Source organism: Gardnerella sp. DNF00038 (genome assembly GCF_049262855.1).
Taxonomy (GTDB): Bacteria; Actinomycetota; Actinomycetes; order Actinomycetales; family Bifidobacteriaceae; genus Bifidobacterium; species Bifidobacterium vaginale.
The window spans coordinates 623,625-639,291 of the sequence record NZ_CP058407.1; the positions used below are offsets into that span (position 1 = coordinate 623,625).

Sequence of the window (15,667 nt, forward strand, 5' to 3'; positions counted from 1 at the left end):
GTAGCTTTCATGTATGCTATGCGCGTAGGTAGCTTTTATTAGATAGCTAAAAGTATAAAAGTAGATTTAGTAAGTAGTTTTAAAAACGAAAGGACCATAATGGCACAGGATTATGATTCTCCTCGTAGTAAAGACGAAGACGAGGAGTCATTGGAAGCGTTGAGTAAGGGTTCACAAAGCTCTGCTAACGATATAGACGATGATGAGAATGCTATTGCAGAAGATTACGAGTTGCCAGGTGCAGATTTAAGCAATGAAGATGCGTCTGTTACAGTAATACCAATGCAGGGTGATGAATTTATTTGCTCAGAGTGTTTCCTCGTAAAGCATCGTAGTCAGCTTGCACAAATGTCTCAAGATGGTCAGCCAGTTTGTAAGGAGTGCGCAGCCTAATGTCTTATGACGAGACCTACACTGGTCCAGAACAGGTAGAAGTTCTTATCAAGTATTTGGATAATTTGAATGATACTGATAGTAATCAGCCTGCTATGGAACATATTTCTTACGCTCATGCTGGAGATGCTGGGGCGGATTTACGAACTACGCAAGATGTGACTTTGCTCCCATTTGAACGTGCTCTGGTTCCAACTGGTGTTGCTATAGCTTTGCCAGCTGGATACGTTGCTCTAGTTCATCCGCGTTCTGGTCTCGCTGTAAAACAAGGTGTTACAGTTCTTAACGCGCCAGGAACCGTGGATGCTGGGTATCGCGGTGAAATTAAGGTTCCGTTGATAAATATGGATCCGAACAATACTGTGCAGTTCCATCGTGGAGATCGTATAGCTCAACTAGTTATTCAACGTTATGTTGAAGCTAATTTTATTGAAGCAAATAAGCTTCCAGGATCAGATAGATCTACAAAAGGATTTGGATCTACTGGAGTGCAATAAATTACATAAATCCGGCCAGAGCTAAGTTTATTAGACTGAGTCGGATTTATTGTATTTAATGTTAAGTTTATTGTGTTTAATATTAGACATGTAGATTATTGTATGATTTAGCTTGTTTTACAAGGTAGGATAGTAACTATAGATCGGGAGGTGATATTCGATGGGTGAAAATCAAGACGACATTAAGGGCGCTAACATGCTCGGATGTGAAATTAGCGAAGATATGCGAGACCCATTGTGCCCAATATTGCGAATGTGTAAGTGGCATCATCCCGATGAGAATATGGAGATTTTGCACAAAGCTTATGCTAGAGCCGTAAAACAGCATACTGGTCAAAGGCGTAAATCCGGCGAACCATATATTATTCATCCTCTTGCTGTTGCTCAGATTTTAGCTGACCTAGGAATGGGTCCTATAGTTGTTGCTGCAGGATTATTGCACGATACTGTTGAAGATACTGATTATACGCTAGAAGAGTGTAGGGCTGATTTTGGTGATACTGTTGCAGGATTAGTAGACGGTGTTACAAAAATATCAAACATGGAATATGGAGAAAGCGCTCAGGCAGAAACAATCAGAAAAATGGTTGTTGCAATGAGCCGAGATGTGCGAGTGTTGGTAGTAAAACTTGCAGATCGTTTGCATAACGCTCGTACATGGAGATACGTTAAGCCATCTAGCTCGCATAAAAAGGCTCGTGAAACTCTAGATGTTTACGCTCCTCTTGCAAATCGACTCGGTATGAACGCAATTAAGACAGAGCTTGAAGAGCTAAGCTTTAAAGTTTTATATCCAAAAATTTATAACGAAATAGTAGTTTTAGTTGCTCGAAGAGCTGGTCAACGTGAAGTTTATTTGCGTCAAATTCTAGAAGAAATCAATGAAGATTTAAACCAGCAACATGTAAAAGCTTCTGTTAAGGGGCGTCCAAAAGATTATTTTTCAATCTATCAAAAGATGATTGTTCGAGGACATGATTTTGAAAATATTTACGATCTTGTAGGTGTGCGAATAATCGTTGATTCTATTCGGGACTGTTATGCTGCATTAGGTGCAGTTCATGCGCGCTGGAGTCCTGTTCCTGGACGTTTTAAGGACTATATAGCAACGCCTAAGCTAAATATGTATCAAAGCTTGCACACTACTGTTGTAGGTCCTGGTGGAAAGCCTGTGGAGATTCAGATTCGCACATGGGACATGCATAGGCGTGCTGAATTTGGTATTGCTGCTCACTGGAAGTATAAGGCAAACGGACAAGCTGGTCGCGCTTTAAGTAAGCCAGATAAAGGTGATGTTAAGCGTGAACAAGAAGAAAACAAAGAGCTTAGCGAATTAGATAATTTAAAGTGGATTCAGCAGCTTGCAGATTGGACCAGTGAAACGCCAGATTCTGACGAATTCTTGGGTTCCTTAAAGCAAGATCTTGGAGCTTCGGAAGTCTACGTGTTTACTCCAAAGGGAAGTATTGTTGCTCTTCCGCAAGATGCAACTCCAGTTGACTTTGCTTATTCTGTGCATACTGAGGTTGGTCACAGAATGATGGGCGCTCGCGTAAATGGAAAGCTTGTGCCACTTGACACTAAGCTTAACAATGGCGATACTGTAGAAGTTCTTACATCAAAGTCTGATACTGCTGGTCCTTCAAGAGATTGGCTCAGCTTTGTAAAAAGCCCTAGAGCTAGAAATAAGATTCGTCAATGGTTTAGCAAGGAACGCCGTTCGGAGGCGATTGAAGAGGGTAAAGACGAGCTTACGCGAGCTATGCGTAAACGTAATTTGCCTTTATCTACTTTACTTACTCCACAAGCGTTAATAGGTGTTGCAGAAGAGCTTAATATAACTGCTAATGTAGAAGCTGTTTACGCTGCAATTGGCGAAGGTCAAGTTTCCACTCAAAACGTTATTTCTCGTCTTGTTAAAGATGCTGGTAGTGAAGAAGTAGCTGAAGAAGCTCAGGAAGAAGCACTTCCGCTTAGGAGAGTTGAGCGTAATCGCAAATCTAATGGTGTTCTTGGTGTTTCCGTAAAGGGCGTTGGAGATGTGTGGGTTAAACTTGCTCGCTGTTGCATGCCTGTTCCTGGAGATGACATTGTTGGTTTTATAACTAGAAATCAGGGTGTTTCTGTTCATAGAACGGATTGCCAGAATATGATTGATTTGCAAAAGTCACAGTCGGAGCGTGTTATTCCTGTTCAATGGACTAGCGATAAAGGCTTGTTCCTTGTTAAAGTTCAAGTAGAAGCTTTGGATCGTCAGCATTTGCTTTCGGATGTTACGCGAGTTCTTTCGGATCATGGTGTAAATATTCTTTCGGGAACGATTGCTACTGGAGATGACCGCGTTGCTACAAGTCAATTTACGTTTGAAATGGCAGATCCTCAGCATTTGAACACTCTTCTTGCTGCAATTCGTAAGATTGATGGCGTTTTTGACGTTTATAGAATTACGGGCGCAAAAGATAGTGCGGAACCGCGACTTAGAAAAATGGAACGCGACTAAACAATAAAACCTAAACAATAAAACTTCCAGTCAAATAATGTTTTGGCTGGAAGTTTTGTTATTGCAATTTTATATTATTTATGCTTTATTTTAGTTAATGTTATTACTTAATAACCTCAATAGATATAATTCCAACTGGCTCTAGTGGGGCATCAGACCTATCTGTTGGAACAGATTCGAGCTTATCTACAACAGCTTTAGATTCATCATCTACTACTTCTCCAAAAATAGTGTGATGACCATCAAGCCAAGGAGTTGGTACGGTAGTTATAAAGAACTGAGATCCATTCGTGCCATGTAAGCGTCCGTCCCGTCCTCGCTGTTTTCCAGCATTTGCCATTGCAAGAAGATACGGTTTATCAAACTTTAAAGATGGGTCAATCTCATCATCAAATTCGTAGCCAGGACCACCCATTCCGTTTCCGAGAGGGCATCCGCCTTGAATCATAAAGTCTTTGATAATACGATGGAATGTTAAGCCGTCATAGAATGGTTCGCTGGATTTTTCTCCCGTAAAAGGATTCATCCACTCTTTTGAGCCAGTTGCCAAGTCAACGAAATTTTTTACTGTAATAGGCGCTTTATCGTCAAAAAGATTAATCTTTATATCGCCTTCGGACGTATGCATATTGATAAGTGTCATAATGCGATTTTCCCATATATTAAAGACTGTTCAAAACTGTTGCAAATAAAACTGTTGCAAATAAAAAATAAGGCGAGTTAATGCAAGATTAATCCTACTCAAACTCGCCTTATTTTCGTAATATCAAAGCTTTAAAAACATAGATACTCTACGCTTTAGCGCTTTGATACAACGTTGAACCAGATTCCTGGAACTTTTTACTCATCTCTTTCATACCCTCGGCAATAGCCTGACTGCGGGCTTCTTCAACAAGTTGTTCTTGTTGAGCTGCGCCACCGAAACGCTTGCGAATATTCTGAGAAATAGCCATTGAGCAGAATTTTGGTCCACACATGGAACAGAAGTGAGCCATTTTTGCTGGCTCTGCTGGAAGCGTTTCGTCATGGAAAGCGATAGCGGTATCTGGATCGTAGCTTAAATTAAACTGATCCAGCCAGCGAAACTCGAAACGAGCCTTGCTTATAGCGTTATCTCTATCCATGGCATGCGGATGATGCTTAGCAAGATCCGCAGCGTGACAAGCAATCTTATAAGCAATAACACCTTGCTTAACGTCGTCCTTATTAGGAAGTCCTAAATGCTCTTTAGGAGTGACGTAGCAAAGCATTGCTGTGCCATAACGAGCGATTTCAACGCCGCCGATAGCGGAAGTAATGTGATCATATCCTGGTGCAGTATCGGTTGTTAAAGGACCAAGAGTATAGAATGGAGCATTCTGGCAAATCGCTTTCTCCATTTCAATATTCATGCGTACCGTATCAAATGGTACGTGTCCTGGGCCTTCAATCATAACCTGAACATCGTGTTGCCAAGCAATCTTAGTAAGTTCACCAAGCGTCATAAGCTCGGAAAGCTGAGCAGCATCGTTTGCATCAGCCAAGCTTCCTGGACGCAAGCCGTCACCCAAAGAGAATGCGACATCGTACTTGGCAAAAATCTCACATAATTCTTCGAAGTGAGTGTATAAGAAGCTTTCTTGATGGTGTTGTAAGCACCATTCAGCCATAATTGAGCCGCCTCGAGAAACAATACCAGTTACGCGGTTTGCAGTAAGAGGCACGTAGCGAAGAAGTACGCCTGCGTGAATAGTCATGTAGTCAACGCCTTGCTCGCACTGTTCAATAACAGTGTCGCGGAAAAGCTCCCAGCTGAGCTTAGAAGCATCATCCTCAACTTTTTCCAAAGCTTGATACATTGGCACGGTACCAATCGGAACAGGGGAGTTACGCAAAATCCACTCGCGAGTTGTGTGAATATCGTTACCTGTGGAAAGATCCATAACGGTATCCGCGCCCCACTTAGTAGCCCACGTAAGTTTTTCTACTTCTTCGTCAATAGAAGATGTTACAGCAGAATTACCCATGTTTGCGTTTAGCTTAGTTAAGAAGCGAGAACCAATAATCATAGGTTCTGCTTCAGGGTGGTTGATATTGCAAGGAATCACAGCGCGACCAAATGCAACTTCAGAGCGAACAAGTTCCACATCGCAATTTTCGCGAGTAGCAACATACTGCATTTCTGGAGTGACAATTCCATGACGCGCGTACCACATTTGGGTAATAGGATGATCTGCAGCCTTCATTGGCTTATGAGTGCGACCACGCCACTCTTTTGAAGCTTTACCGCGCTTAATAGCTCGCTTGCCGTCATCTTGAAGATTTCGACTACGACCTTCATATTCAACAACATCGCCACGATCTCTAATCCAATCAAGACGAAGAGGAGCCAAGCCTTCCTTAGGATCGCACTTAGGTCCCTCTGTGTTGTAATCCTTAAATGGTGGGTTAGGACCAACGCCTGGAGTATCAGAAAGCTTAATTTCTGTATACGGCACTTCCAAATCGTAAGAACCATATTCATATTCAAAGTGAACTGGCGTAGTTTTACGAATATGAGCTTTGTCCCTCTGAGTACATCCGCGAGAAGCAATATCAACGCGCTGTTGCTTTGCTAATTTTGCAGCATCTTTTGCTTCTTTAGCATTAATGAACTTTGGCGTATTGTTAGCTTTCTCATCAGCTTTTTCCTGAACTATAACGCGTTTTGCATAACCGTGCTTTTGATTGCCGCGAATGTGCGTAAAGCGTTCCACGAATTCACTCATAGTGGATTCTGGTGTTTCGCTTGCGTACAATGCTTCAGATACAAACAATCCTGCAGCCTTACTGCGAGCAATCATGTCAACATCTTCTAAAGATGTTCTTCCTCCAACAAGTACTGGAAAATCGCTTGCTGAGCAAATAGTATTAATCTTTGCTCCATCTAAAATAGTGTGATTTGGTTCTAATTCATAAGTTGGAGTAATGTTTTCGCAACCATCTTCTGGATTATGCATTGCCGTTACACAAATATAATCAATGCAGCCATCAGGAAGTTCATTAATAACCTTAACAAGACTTTCTGTTTCTACGGACAAGCCTATTATTGCGTCTTCTCCCAAAAGTGCTCGTGTTTCTTTAGGTTCCATGTCGCTTTGCGCAAGATGAACTCCATCGACTTTAATTCCTTGATTTCTTGCCTGCCAGACAACGTCAACTCTTCCGTCTATTACGAAAGTTACTGAATCACATTTATCGTTATCTTCTATGATTTGTGCAATATCTCGTGCGATTGATGTGATTTCTTTTGCGCTTTCATCCGCACAATTAAGCCTTATAAATGTTGATCCTGCGCGTAAAGAGTCGTCAACTATATCCGTGAGTGCGCGACTTTTGCATAGTTTAGGATTTGCAATAAAACATGTGTTTAGGTTGAACTGGTCACGCATTGATGCGTATGGATAGTTTGAGGTCATACTTAATCGTTGCTCCCTACGTTGTATTAACTAACAGGTTCGAAGGGTCAGGTTTTTCACCTATCTCAGCCTTCTTTAAAAAGAAAGCACCCCTGCAAAATGTTGTGACTCAGACATTCTACATTATTTGGTATCTTTTCAATAAATCGTAGGCATGTTGAATGGTTGATCATTTGATAAATAGAAAATCCTAGAAGCGATTAATAGATTTTACTGTATCTTACGCTACTAGGATTTTATTTGTGACTTTTTTATTTGTGACTTTTTATTGGATATTATCGACGTTCATGATGGTTGATTTTATTGGATATTAAATCTCCAACAGTTTGTACTACTTGCACAAGAAGAATACAGAAAATAACAGCAACACTCATAACATCGTATTGGTAACGCTGATATCCGTAGCGAATTGCAATATCTCCTAGACCGCCTGCGCCAACAGTTCCAGCCATTGCAGAGAATCCAAAAAGTGTAATGAAAGTCAATGCCGCTCCACGAATTAATGAAGGCAAGCTTTCAAAAAGCAATACTTTGAATACTATTTGCGTATTGCTTGCGCCAAAACTTTGTGCAGCTTCTATAAGACTTCCATCAACTTCTGCAAGAGATTGCTCAACAATTCGCGCTACGAATGGTGCAGCTGTTAAAACAAGAGGAACAATAGCGCCAGAAACTCCCAAAGACGTTCCAACAATAAGTCTAGTAAGTGGAATTATTGCAACAAGTAGGATTATAAACGGTATTGAGCGAACAATATTTACAATCCAACCTAAAACCGCATTCAAATATGAGTTAGGACGTATTCCTTGTTTTGCGCTTGTTATAAGAAGAACTCCTATTGGTAATCCTATTACGTATGCGAATAGTGTAGATATTGAAGTCATAGATATTGTATCTTTTGTGCCTTCAATAAGTAGTTCTCCATATTCGTCTATAAATTGTGAAATATTTTCTGGCATTTTTATTTCACCCCATTGTTTGTTGCGCTATTAGTGGTTATTTCATTTTCGGAATTACTATTATTGGATTTAGTTCCCCTATGGTTTTCAACATGTTCGTCTGCAATAAGCGTTTTTAAAATATTGCTTTGAGGATTTTTGAAAAGTGTTGAAGTGTCGCCGATCTCTACGATTTTTCCGCCGTCAATCATAGCAACCCTATCGCAAATATTTCTTGCTACTGCTAACGAGTGAGTAATAATAACCAGTGTTACGTTAAGATCTCGGTTGATTCTTCTAAGCAAGTCAAGTATTTGTGCTGTAGTTGTTGAATCCAAGGCGCTTGTTGCTTCGTCACAAAGCATTATAGAAGGATTATTAGCAAGTGCTCTCGCTATTGCAACTCTTTGCTGTTGTCCGCCAGAAAGCTGAACAGGGTAACGGTTTGCTAAATCTTTTAATCCAACTAAATCGAGTAAATACTTTGCTCGTTCTTCTCTTTTTTCTTTAGGAGTGTTGTTTAGTTCCAAAGGAAAAGTCACATTTTGTAACACAGTTCGCTGTTGAAAAAGACTAAAGTTTTGGAAAATCATTCCAATATTCGATCTTATTTTAGATAAATCTCTATTTTTGGCGTCCGTAATATCTTTTCCGTCTATTAGCACTCTTCCAGATGTTGGACGTTCTAACAAGTTCATGCATCTGACTAATGATGATTTTCCAGCTCCAGAAGATCCCAAAATACCAAATACTTCGCCTGATTCAATAGTTAAATTAATATCGTTAAGTGCTTCGTGCGATTGCTTACCACTTGAGTAAGTTTTATAAAGATGCTCAATTTGAATCATATTATCTCTCACTGATTTTGGAAAACAAATATGAGGCACGTGCCTCTATGCTTTTGTGAGGCACATGTCTCATATTTGCTTAAGGTTAGAACAATGCAATCATCTTAGAAAACTGGCAAAACAGCGCCGTTGTAGTTTTTCTTTATAAAGTCACGAACTGCATCTGTTTTTAACGCTTTTACAAGAGCCTTGATCTTAGCAAGCTTTTCGGATCCTTTCTTAACAGCAATAATGTTTTCGTATGTCTTAGCAGCTACGCCTCCAACTTTTTCGCTTGTAAGAGGATCTTTAGTTGGGTTAAATCCAGCTTGAATAGCGTAGTTTCCGTTTAGAGCAGCTAAATCAACGTCCTTAACAACTGTTGGAACCAAAGCAGCGTCTATTTCCTTAAACTTTAGATTCTTTGGATTAGAAACAATATCTTTCTTTGTTGCGTTAACATCCTTTGGATTCTTTAGCTTAAGAAGACCTGCATCTTGCAAAAGAAGAAGTGCGCGAGCTTCGTTGGTTGGGTCGCTAGGAACCGCAACTGTTGCGCCATCTTTTAAGTCCTTAATTGTTTTAGTCTTTCCTGGGTAAAGTCCAAATGGTTCAAAGTGGATTCCAGCAATAGAAATAATATGCGTTCCTCTTTCTTTATTAAAGTTATCTAAGTATGGCAAATGCTGATGGTAGTTTGCGTCTGCTTCGCCTTCTTCTACAGCAGTATTTGGTTGCACGTAGTCAGTAAATTCCTTAACAACCAACTTATAGCCTTGTTTTTGCAAAATTGGCTTAACTACTTTGTTCAAAATATCGCTGTGAGGAGTTGGGGAAGCTGCAACCTTAATCACCTTATCGTCTTTAGTTGCTCCATTTGCAGAAGATCCGCATGCGCTTAGTGAAAGCCCCAAAATCGCAGTTAGTGCTGTAAAAGCTGCAATAATCTTTGTGTTCTTCTTTGTGATTTTCATATTTTTCCCCTTGTCCTTTAATGTTTTTTGTTCGTTGATGTTTTGTTTCTTAGCAACGGAATATCAATATATGCGATTTTGTATCTTCTTCGCTACCTATTTTCTATTTGTATAATTTATGACGAGTTAGCAATACTAATGAAATCAGGCAGATATGTGACAATTAATTTTTTATACTTGCGATTGATTTTTTGTTTTTCGCTTGTTTTTTATGATTGGCGTTTTGCGATTTTTCTGTTTAGTGGATGCTTTTATTGCAATATGACTTTATACAATGCGGCTTATGCAACATGGATTATAATAAAAACATGACTTCTTTGCGTTTAGCTTTAGCTCAAATTGACACTTGCGTTGGAAACATAAGCAAAAATACGGATGAAATATTGCGATTTTGCAAAGATGCAAGTAGTGGAAACGCTGATATTGTTGTGTTTCCAGAAATGACACTAACAGGGTATCCAATCGAAGACCTTGCTTTGCGTGCAACATTTAGAAAAGCAGCTAGCGACGCTGCTTACAGTCTTGCAAAAATCTTAAAAGATAGCGGATTAGCTGACTTATACGTTGTTGTTGGAACAGTTGGTGTAGACGATGAATTAGGTAAGCCAAGAAATCGTTTACTTGTTATTCATGATGGAAAAGTGGAGCTTGTTTATGACAAGCATTTCTTACCAAATTATGGCGTTTTTGACGAATTTAGAATTTTCTCTTCTGGAGATGATTGCGGAATTCTAAACGTTAAAGGCGCAAAATTAGGATTTGCGATTTGCGAAGACATTTGGCAAGATGGCGGCCCAGTTGCGCGTCTTTCTAAAGAGGGGATTGATGTTTTAGTAACAATCAACGGTTCTCCGTACGAAGAAGGCAAAACGGATATTCGCTTAAAGCTGGCGCAAAAGCGTGCAAAAGAGCTTAATGCTCCTCTTGTTTACGTAAATCAAGTTGGTGCTCAAGATGATCTTGTTTTTGATGGCGGCAGTTTTGTAGTAAACGCAGATGGATCCCTGATCGAGCGTTCTAAAATGTTTGATCAAGACTTAAGTTTTGTTGATTTTAATACAGATTTAGATGCACAAAAGTGCTCAACGATTGCTCAAAAATTAGACCCAGACGAAGAAGTTTATTGCGCATGTGTTTTGGGACTTAGAGATTACATGCGCAAAAACGGATTTAAGGGAGTTTGCTTAGGACTTTCTGGCGGAATTGACTCTGCGCTAGTTGCAACTATGGCGGCAGATGCTTGCGGAGGGCAAAACGTTTGGGGAATCTCAATGCCAAGCATGTATTCTTCGCTTGGTTCTAAAGACGACGCTTGCGATTTAGCTAAGCGACTTGGAGCACATTACGATATTCAGCCCATTGAGCCACTTTTTAAGTCATTCCAAAATCAGCTTGATTTACAAGGTGTTGCTGCAGAAAATTTGCAAGCGCGAGTTAGAGGCGTGATTGTTATGGCGTACTCTAATTCAAAAGGATTGCTGGCACTAGCTACTGGCAATAAGTCGGAGCTTGCATGCGGTTATTCTACGATTTATGGAGATGCAGTAGGAGGGTATGCTCCTATTAAAGATTTGTTTAAGACTCGCGTTTGGGCGCTTTCTAGATGGCGAAATCGTGCTGCTCAAAATGGAGTAGGTCTTGGAATGTTACCTATTGCAGGAAGAGAAGATTTTCCTAAAGACAATGCTCCAAAAGATAGCATTCTTATACCTGTAAACTCGATTATTAAGCCTCCAAGCGCAGAGCTAAGACCAGGGCAAAAGGATTCTGATTCTTTGCCAGAATACGATTTGCTAGATAAAGTGTTGGAAGCTCATATTGAGCTTGCTCACGGTCGCGCAGATTTGCTTGCAGACGGTTTTGATGAGCGCACAGTTGATACAGTTATTAGGCTTGTAGACCGCGCAGAATGGAAGCGTAGGCAGTATCCGTTAGGGCCAAAAGTTAGTGCGATTGCGTTTGGAAGAGATAGGCGAATTCCAGTAACAACCGCGTTTAGAGAGTAGACGAAATCTTGGATACGTCTTGGGAAAAGTCGCAAGCATCCGTTGATTAACTACATATTGCATATGCGCTAGTTTGAGTATTCAAACTAGCGTTTTTTACTAAATTGAATACATAAAAGCATAAAATGTGAGGTAACTCACTTTAAAATAGTAAAAAATCGACGTGTACTGTTTAAACATTGCTTTAACATAGTAGAGAAGACGGCGTGAAGAAGCGTCGTGGATACGAAAGGAGTCAAATATGGCATCAGTGGATGCATCCGTTCTCACCGAAGAGGATCTTCGTGCAAAAGCGTGGGATGGATTTACAAGCGGCAATTGGGAAAAAGATATTGACGTACGCGACTTTATTTTAAAGAACTACACCCCATACGAAGGCGACGAATCCTTCTTGGCGAATGCTACCGAGAAAACGAAGCATATGTGGAAGTATCTCGATGACAATTACTTGGCAGTTGAGCGTGAGCGCCGCGTGTACGACGTTGAAACTCATATTCCAGCAGGCATTGACGCAATGCCAGCAGGCTACATTGAAAGCCCAGAAGTAGATAACGTAATCGTCGGTTTGCAAACTGACGAACCTTGCAAGCGCGCTATGATGCCAAACGGTGGTTGGCGAATGGTTGAGCAGGCTATTAAGGAAGCCGGCAAGGAAGTAGATCCAGAAATTAAGAAGATTTTCACCGTTTATCGCAAGACTCATAACGATGGCGTGTTTGGTGTTTACACCAAGAATATTAAGATTGCTCGCCACAATAAGATTTTGACTGGTTTGCCAGACGCTTATGGTCGTGGTCGTATTATCGGTGATTATCGTCGCGTGGCTCTTTACGGCGTAAATATGCTTATTGAGTTCAAGAAGCGCGATAAGGATTCGATTCCATACCGCAACGACTTTACTGAGACCGAGATTGAGCATTGGATTCGCTTCCGCGAAGAGCACGATGAGCAAATCAAGGCTTTGAAGCAGCTTATCAACTTGGGTAACGAGTACGGCTTGGATTTGAGCCGCCCAGCTCAAACCGCTAAGGAAGCTGTTCAGTGGACTTACATGGGCTATCTTGCTTCTGTTAAGAGCCAGGATGGCGCTGCAATGAGCTTCGGACGTGTTTCCGCATTCTTCGATTGCTACTTTGAGCGTGATTTGAAGGCTGGATTAATCAACGAAACCGATGCTCAGGAAATCATTGATGCTTTGGTTATGAAGCTTCGTATTGTTCGCTTCTTGCGTACTAAGGATTACGACGCAATCTTCTCTGGAGATCCATATTGGGCAACTTGGTCCGATGCTGGCTTCAGCGATGATGGTCGCACATTTGTTACTAAGACTTCGTTCCGTTTGCTCAACACTTTGACTCTTGAGCATCTTGGGCCAGGTCCTGAGCCAAACATCACTATTTTCTGGGATCCAAAGCTTCCAGAAGCCTACAAGCGTTTCTGCGCACAAATCTCTATCGACACTTCTGCAATTCAGTACGAGTCCGATAAAGATATTCGTGAGCACTGGGGCGATGACGCTGCTATTGCTTGCTGCGTTTCCCCAATGCGCGTTGGTAAGCAAATGCAGTTCTTCGCTGCACGCGTTAACTCCGCAAAGGCATTGCTTTACGCGATTAACGGTGGCCGCGATGAAATGACTGGCATGCAGGTTATTGATAAGGGTGTTATTGACCCAATCAAGCCAGAAGCCGACGGAACTCTTGACTACGAGAAGGTTAAGGCCAATTACGAGAAGGCTTTGGAATGGCTTTCCGAAACCTACATTGAGGCTTTGAACATCATCCACTATATGCATGATAAGTACGCGTACGAGTCCATTGAGATGGCTTTGCACGATAGGGAAGTCTATCGTACACTCGGCTGCGGTATGTCTGGCTTGTCTATTGCTGCAGATTCCTTGGCTGCTTTGAAGTATGCAAAGGTTTACCCAATCTACAACAAGGATGCTAAGACCACTGAAGGTCATGAGTATGAGTACATCGAAGGCGCAGAAGACGACTTAATCGTTGGCTACAAGACGGTTGGAGAGTTCCCAATCTACGGTAATGATGACGATCGTGCTGATGACTTGGCAAAGTGGGTTGTAAGCACTGTTATGGGTCAGGTAAAGCGTTTGCCTGTGTACCGTAATGCTGTTCCAACTCAGTCTATCTTGACTATTACTTCTAACGTTGAATACGGCAAGAACACTGGTTCCTTCCCATCTGGCCACAAGAAGGGCACTCCTTACGCTCCAGGCGCAAACCCAGAAAATGGTATGGATTCTCACGGTATGCTTCCATCCATGTTCTCCGTTGGCAAGATTGACTATGACGATGCTCTCGATGGTATTTCTTTGACCAACACCATTACTCCAGATGGTTTGGGAAGAGATGAAGACGAGCGTATAACGAATTTGGTTGGTATTTTGGACGCTGGCAACGGTCACGGCTTGTACCACGCAAACATCAACGTTTTGCGCAAGGAACAGCTTGAAGACGCTGTTGAGCACCCAGAAAAGTACCCACACCTTACGGTTCGCGTTTCTGGCTACGCAGTGAACTTCGTAAAGCTCACTAAGGAGCAGCAGCTCGACGTTATTTCTCGTACATTCCACCAGGGTTCAGTTACTGACTGATTCTGATTGATTGCGAATGCCGCCGGGAGTGAGCAGGTTTTGCTCCTGGCGGCTTTTAAAATAAACGTAGTTTTTAAAATCGAATAAATTAAACCAAAGACGGTTATAGGAGGGCATATAGATGGTTGAAAACACAGCATTTCGTACCACGACTCAGCACATGTTAAAGGAGTCAAAAGAGTATGCCCGACAAACTTTAATGGGTGGTCTTTCTGGTTTTGAATCTCCAATTGGATTAGACAGAAAAGACCGCTTAGTTGCTCTTAAAACTGGCGATATTGGATTTGTGCATTCTTGGGATATTAATACTTCTGTTGATGGCCCTGGCACTCGCATGACTGTTTTTATGAGCGGCTGCCCACTTCGCTGCCAATATTGCCAAAATCCAGATACTTGGAAAATGCGTGACGGCAAGCCAGTCTACTTAGATGCAATGATTAAAAAAGTAGACCGTTATCAAAGTCTTTTTAAGGCAACTGGTGGCGGAATCACATTTTCTGGCGGCGAATCCATGATGCAACCAGCTTTTGTATCTAGAGTGTTTCGTGCAGCAAAAGAGATGGGCGTGCATACTTGCTTAGATACTTCAGGCTTTTTGAATCGCAATTATACAGACGAAATGATTGACGACATTGATCTTTGCTTGCTAGATGTTAAATCTGGTATTGAAGAAACGTATAAAAAAGTAACTGGCGGCTTGCTTCAGCCAACTATTGACTTTGGTCAGCGCTTAGCGAAGGCTGGTAAGAAGATTTGGGTGCGTTTTGTGCTTGTTCCAGGTCTTACAGACAGTGAAGAAAACGTTGAAAAAGTTGCTGAGATTTGTGATTCGTTTGGGGATGCTGTTGAGCATATTGACGTGCTTGGATTCCATCAGCTAGGCCGTCCAAAGTGGCATGAGCTTAGGATTCCGTATCCGCTTGAGAATCAAAAAGGGCCTTCTAGGGCGCTTAAAGAGCGAGTTGTAAATCAGTTCAAAGACCACGGTTTTGTAGTGTATTAGACTGAACCTCGATGCGTTTTAGGCAATCTTTGTGTATTGTATTTTTTTGAAGGATTTTGTATAATTATACAAATACCCTTTTTAGAGAAAGGATACGCAATGAAGCGCAGAATAGGTTGTTGGATTGCATTAGCTTTTGCATTAGCGTTAGCTATTTTTGCACGGTGTAACGATCAGTTTGGCTTTGGCACAGCGCTTATTATTTTAATTGTTTTGCCGATAATTTTGTTGCCGATAAATATCGTTGCGGCTTTCGATAAGAAACCTCTTATTGAAGTGCCGATAATATCTATTGCTATAACTATTGCTACGGAACTTGCCACTTTCCCAATAAGAGATTTAGGTTTACATGCTCTCTACGTTATCCCAACAGTTTTAGTTTCGGCAGTCGCATTTACTCTTACTAGATTCCTTAAAACTAAACTTGTTAAGCGCATAAATGGAGAAATAGTAAATAATAAAACAGATTGATTAT

Annotated in this window: 12 protein-coding genes and 1 riboswitch; of the genes, 7 read left to right on the forward strand and 5 right to left on the reverse strand. The window is 41.2% G+C overall.

What is annotated here, in order from left to right:
- The first annotated feature begins 99 nt into the window (after positions 1 to 99).
- The 3 genes from HXT19_RS02350 (at position 100) to HXT19_RS02360 (ending at position 3,390) form a co-directional block, all read left to right on the forward strand.
- The gene (locus HXT19_RS02350; protein ID WP_004112589.1) at positions 100 to 393 is read left to right on the forward strand and encodes a DUF4193 domain-containing protein; all 294 of its coding nucleotides are present in this window, start codon (positions 100 to 102) and stop codon (positions 391 to 393) included.
- Entirely contained in the window at positions 393 to 890 is a 498-nt protein-coding gene (gene dut / locus HXT19_RS02355) for a dUTP diphosphatase (RefSeq protein WP_048730324.1), read from the forward strand. Before HXT19_RS02350 ends, dut begins: the two co-directional genes overlap by 1 nt.
- Positions 891 to 1,050: 160 nt before the next feature.
- Entirely contained in the window at positions 1,051 to 3,390 is a 2,340-nt protein-coding gene (locus HXT19_RS02360) for a RelA/SpoT family protein (RefSeq protein ID WP_004138463.1), read from the forward strand.
- A gap of 103 nt (positions 3,391 to 3,493) precedes the next feature.
- On the opposite strand, the gene HXT19_RS02365 is transcribed toward HXT19_RS02360, so the two are convergent.
- The 5 genes from HXT19_RS02365 to HXT19_RS02385 all read right to left on the reverse strand — a co-directional run bounded on the left by HXT19_RS02365 (position 3,494) and on the right by HXT19_RS02385 (position 9,566).
- A complete protein-coding gene (locus tag HXT19_RS02365; protein ID WP_020760232.1) occupies positions 3,494 to 4,033 on the reverse strand; it encodes a peptidylprolyl isomerase in 540 nt (179 codons plus the stop codon).
- A gap of 148 nt (positions 4,034 to 4,181) precedes the next feature.
- Complete coding sequence (gene thiC / locus HXT19_RS02370) at positions 4,182 to 6,827, reverse strand: phosphomethylpyrimidine synthase ThiC (protein WP_422119738.1); 2,646 nt, start codon at positions 6,825 to 6,827, stop codon at positions 4,182 to 4,184.
- A riboswitch (TPP riboswitch) is annotated at positions 6,824 to 6,931 on the reverse strand. (Overlaps the previous gene by 4 nt.)
- A 171-nt stretch (positions 6,932 to 7,102) precedes the next feature.
- Entirely contained in the window at positions 7,103 to 7,786 is a 684-nt protein-coding gene (locus HXT19_RS02375; RefSeq protein ID WP_004112597.1) for a methionine ABC transporter permease, read from the reverse strand.
- A 2-nt stretch (positions 7,787 to 7,788) separates the two neighbouring features.
- Positions 7,789 to 8,613: a methionine ABC transporter ATP-binding protein gene (locus tag HXT19_RS02380; RefSeq protein ID WP_014554658.1), complete on the reverse strand. Its 825-nt coding sequence runs from the start codon at positions 8,611 to 8,613 to the stop codon at positions 7,789 to 7,791.
- Positions 8,614 to 8,717: 104 nt separating this feature from the next.
- Entirely contained in the window at positions 8,718 to 9,566 is an 849-nt protein-coding gene (locus tag HXT19_RS02385) for a MetQ/NlpA family ABC transporter substrate-binding protein (RefSeq protein ID WP_004112601.1), read from the reverse strand.
- Positions 9,567 to 9,874: 308 nt separating this feature from the next.
- Between HXT19_RS02385 and HXT19_RS02390 the strand changes: the two genes are divergently transcribed.
- The 4 genes from HXT19_RS02390 (at position 9,875) to HXT19_RS02405 (ending at position 15,663) form a co-directional block, all read left to right on the forward strand.
- Positions 9,875 to 11,572, forward strand: coding sequence for an NAD+ synthase (locus HXT19_RS02390; protein WP_032836417.1), 1,698 nt, complete (start codon positions 9,875 to 9,877; stop codon positions 11,570 to 11,572).
- A gap of 241 nt (positions 11,573 to 11,813) precedes the next feature.
- Positions 11,814 to 14,189, forward strand: a complete 2,376-nt coding sequence (pflB, locus tag HXT19_RS02395; RefSeq protein ID WP_004112605.1) for a formate C-acetyltransferase — start codon at positions 11,814 to 11,816, stop codon at positions 14,187 to 14,189.
- Between the two features lie 121 nt (positions 14,190 to 14,310).
- The gene (pflA, locus tag HXT19_RS02400; RefSeq protein ID WP_004112608.1) at positions 14,311 to 15,192 is read left to right on the forward strand and encodes a pyruvate formate-lyase-activating protein; all 882 of its coding nucleotides are present in this window, start codon (positions 14,311 to 14,313) and stop codon (positions 15,190 to 15,192) included.
- Positions 15,193 to 15,291: 99 nt separating this feature from the next.
- Positions 15,292 to 15,663, forward strand: a complete 372-nt coding sequence (locus HXT19_RS02405) for a hypothetical protein (protein WP_004115434.1) — start codon at positions 15,292 to 15,294, stop codon at positions 15,661 to 15,663.
- Positions 15,664 to 15,667: the final 4 nt, after the last annotated feature.

What these genes read in the sequence shown, in the direction of transcription:
- HXT19_RS02350 (WP_004112589.1), top strand. Translation starts at nt 100, where the DNA reads ATGGCACAGGATTATGATTCTCCTCGTAGTAAAGACGAAGACGAGGAG.
- dut (WP_048730324.1), top strand. Translation starts at nt 393, where the DNA reads ATGTCTTATGACGAGACCTACACTGGTCCAGAACAGGTAGAAGTTCTT.
- HXT19_RS02360 (WP_004138463.1), top strand. Translation starts at nt 1,051, where the DNA reads ATGGGTGAAAATCAAGACGACATTAAGGGCGCTAACATGCTCGGATGT.
- HXT19_RS02365 (WP_020760232.1), bottom strand. Translation starts at nt 4,033, where the DNA reads ATGACACTTATCAATATGCATACGTCCGAAGGCGATATAAAGATTAAT.
- thiC (WP_422119738.1), bottom strand. Translation starts at nt 6,827, where the DNA reads ATGACCTCAAACTATCCATACGCATCAATGCGTGACCAGTTCAACCTA.
- HXT19_RS02375 (WP_004112597.1), bottom strand. Translation starts at nt 7,786, where the DNA reads ATGCCAGAAAATATTTCACAATTTATAGACGAATATGGAGAACTACTT.
- HXT19_RS02380 (WP_014554658.1), bottom strand. Translation starts at nt 8,613, where the DNA reads ATGATTCAAATTGAGCATCTTTATAAAACTTACTCAAGTGGTAAGCAA.
- HXT19_RS02385 (WP_004112601.1), bottom strand. Translation starts at nt 9,566, where the DNA reads ATGAAAATCACAAAGAAGAACACAAAGATTATTGCAGCTTTTACAGCA.
- HXT19_RS02390 (WP_032836417.1), top strand. Translation starts at nt 9,875, where the DNA reads ATGACTTCTTTGCGTTTAGCTTTAGCTCAAATTGACACTTGCGTTGGA.
- pflB (WP_004112605.1), top strand. Translation starts at nt 11,814, where the DNA reads ATGGCATCAGTGGATGCATCCGTTCTCACCGAAGAGGATCTTCGTGCA.
- pflA (WP_004112608.1), top strand. Translation starts at nt 14,311, where the DNA reads ATGGTTGAAAACACAGCATTTCGTACCACGACTCAGCACATGTTAAAG.
- HXT19_RS02405 (WP_004115434.1), top strand. Translation starts at nt 15,292, where the DNA reads ATGAAGCGCAGAATAGGTTGTTGGATTGCATTAGCTTTTGCATTAGCG.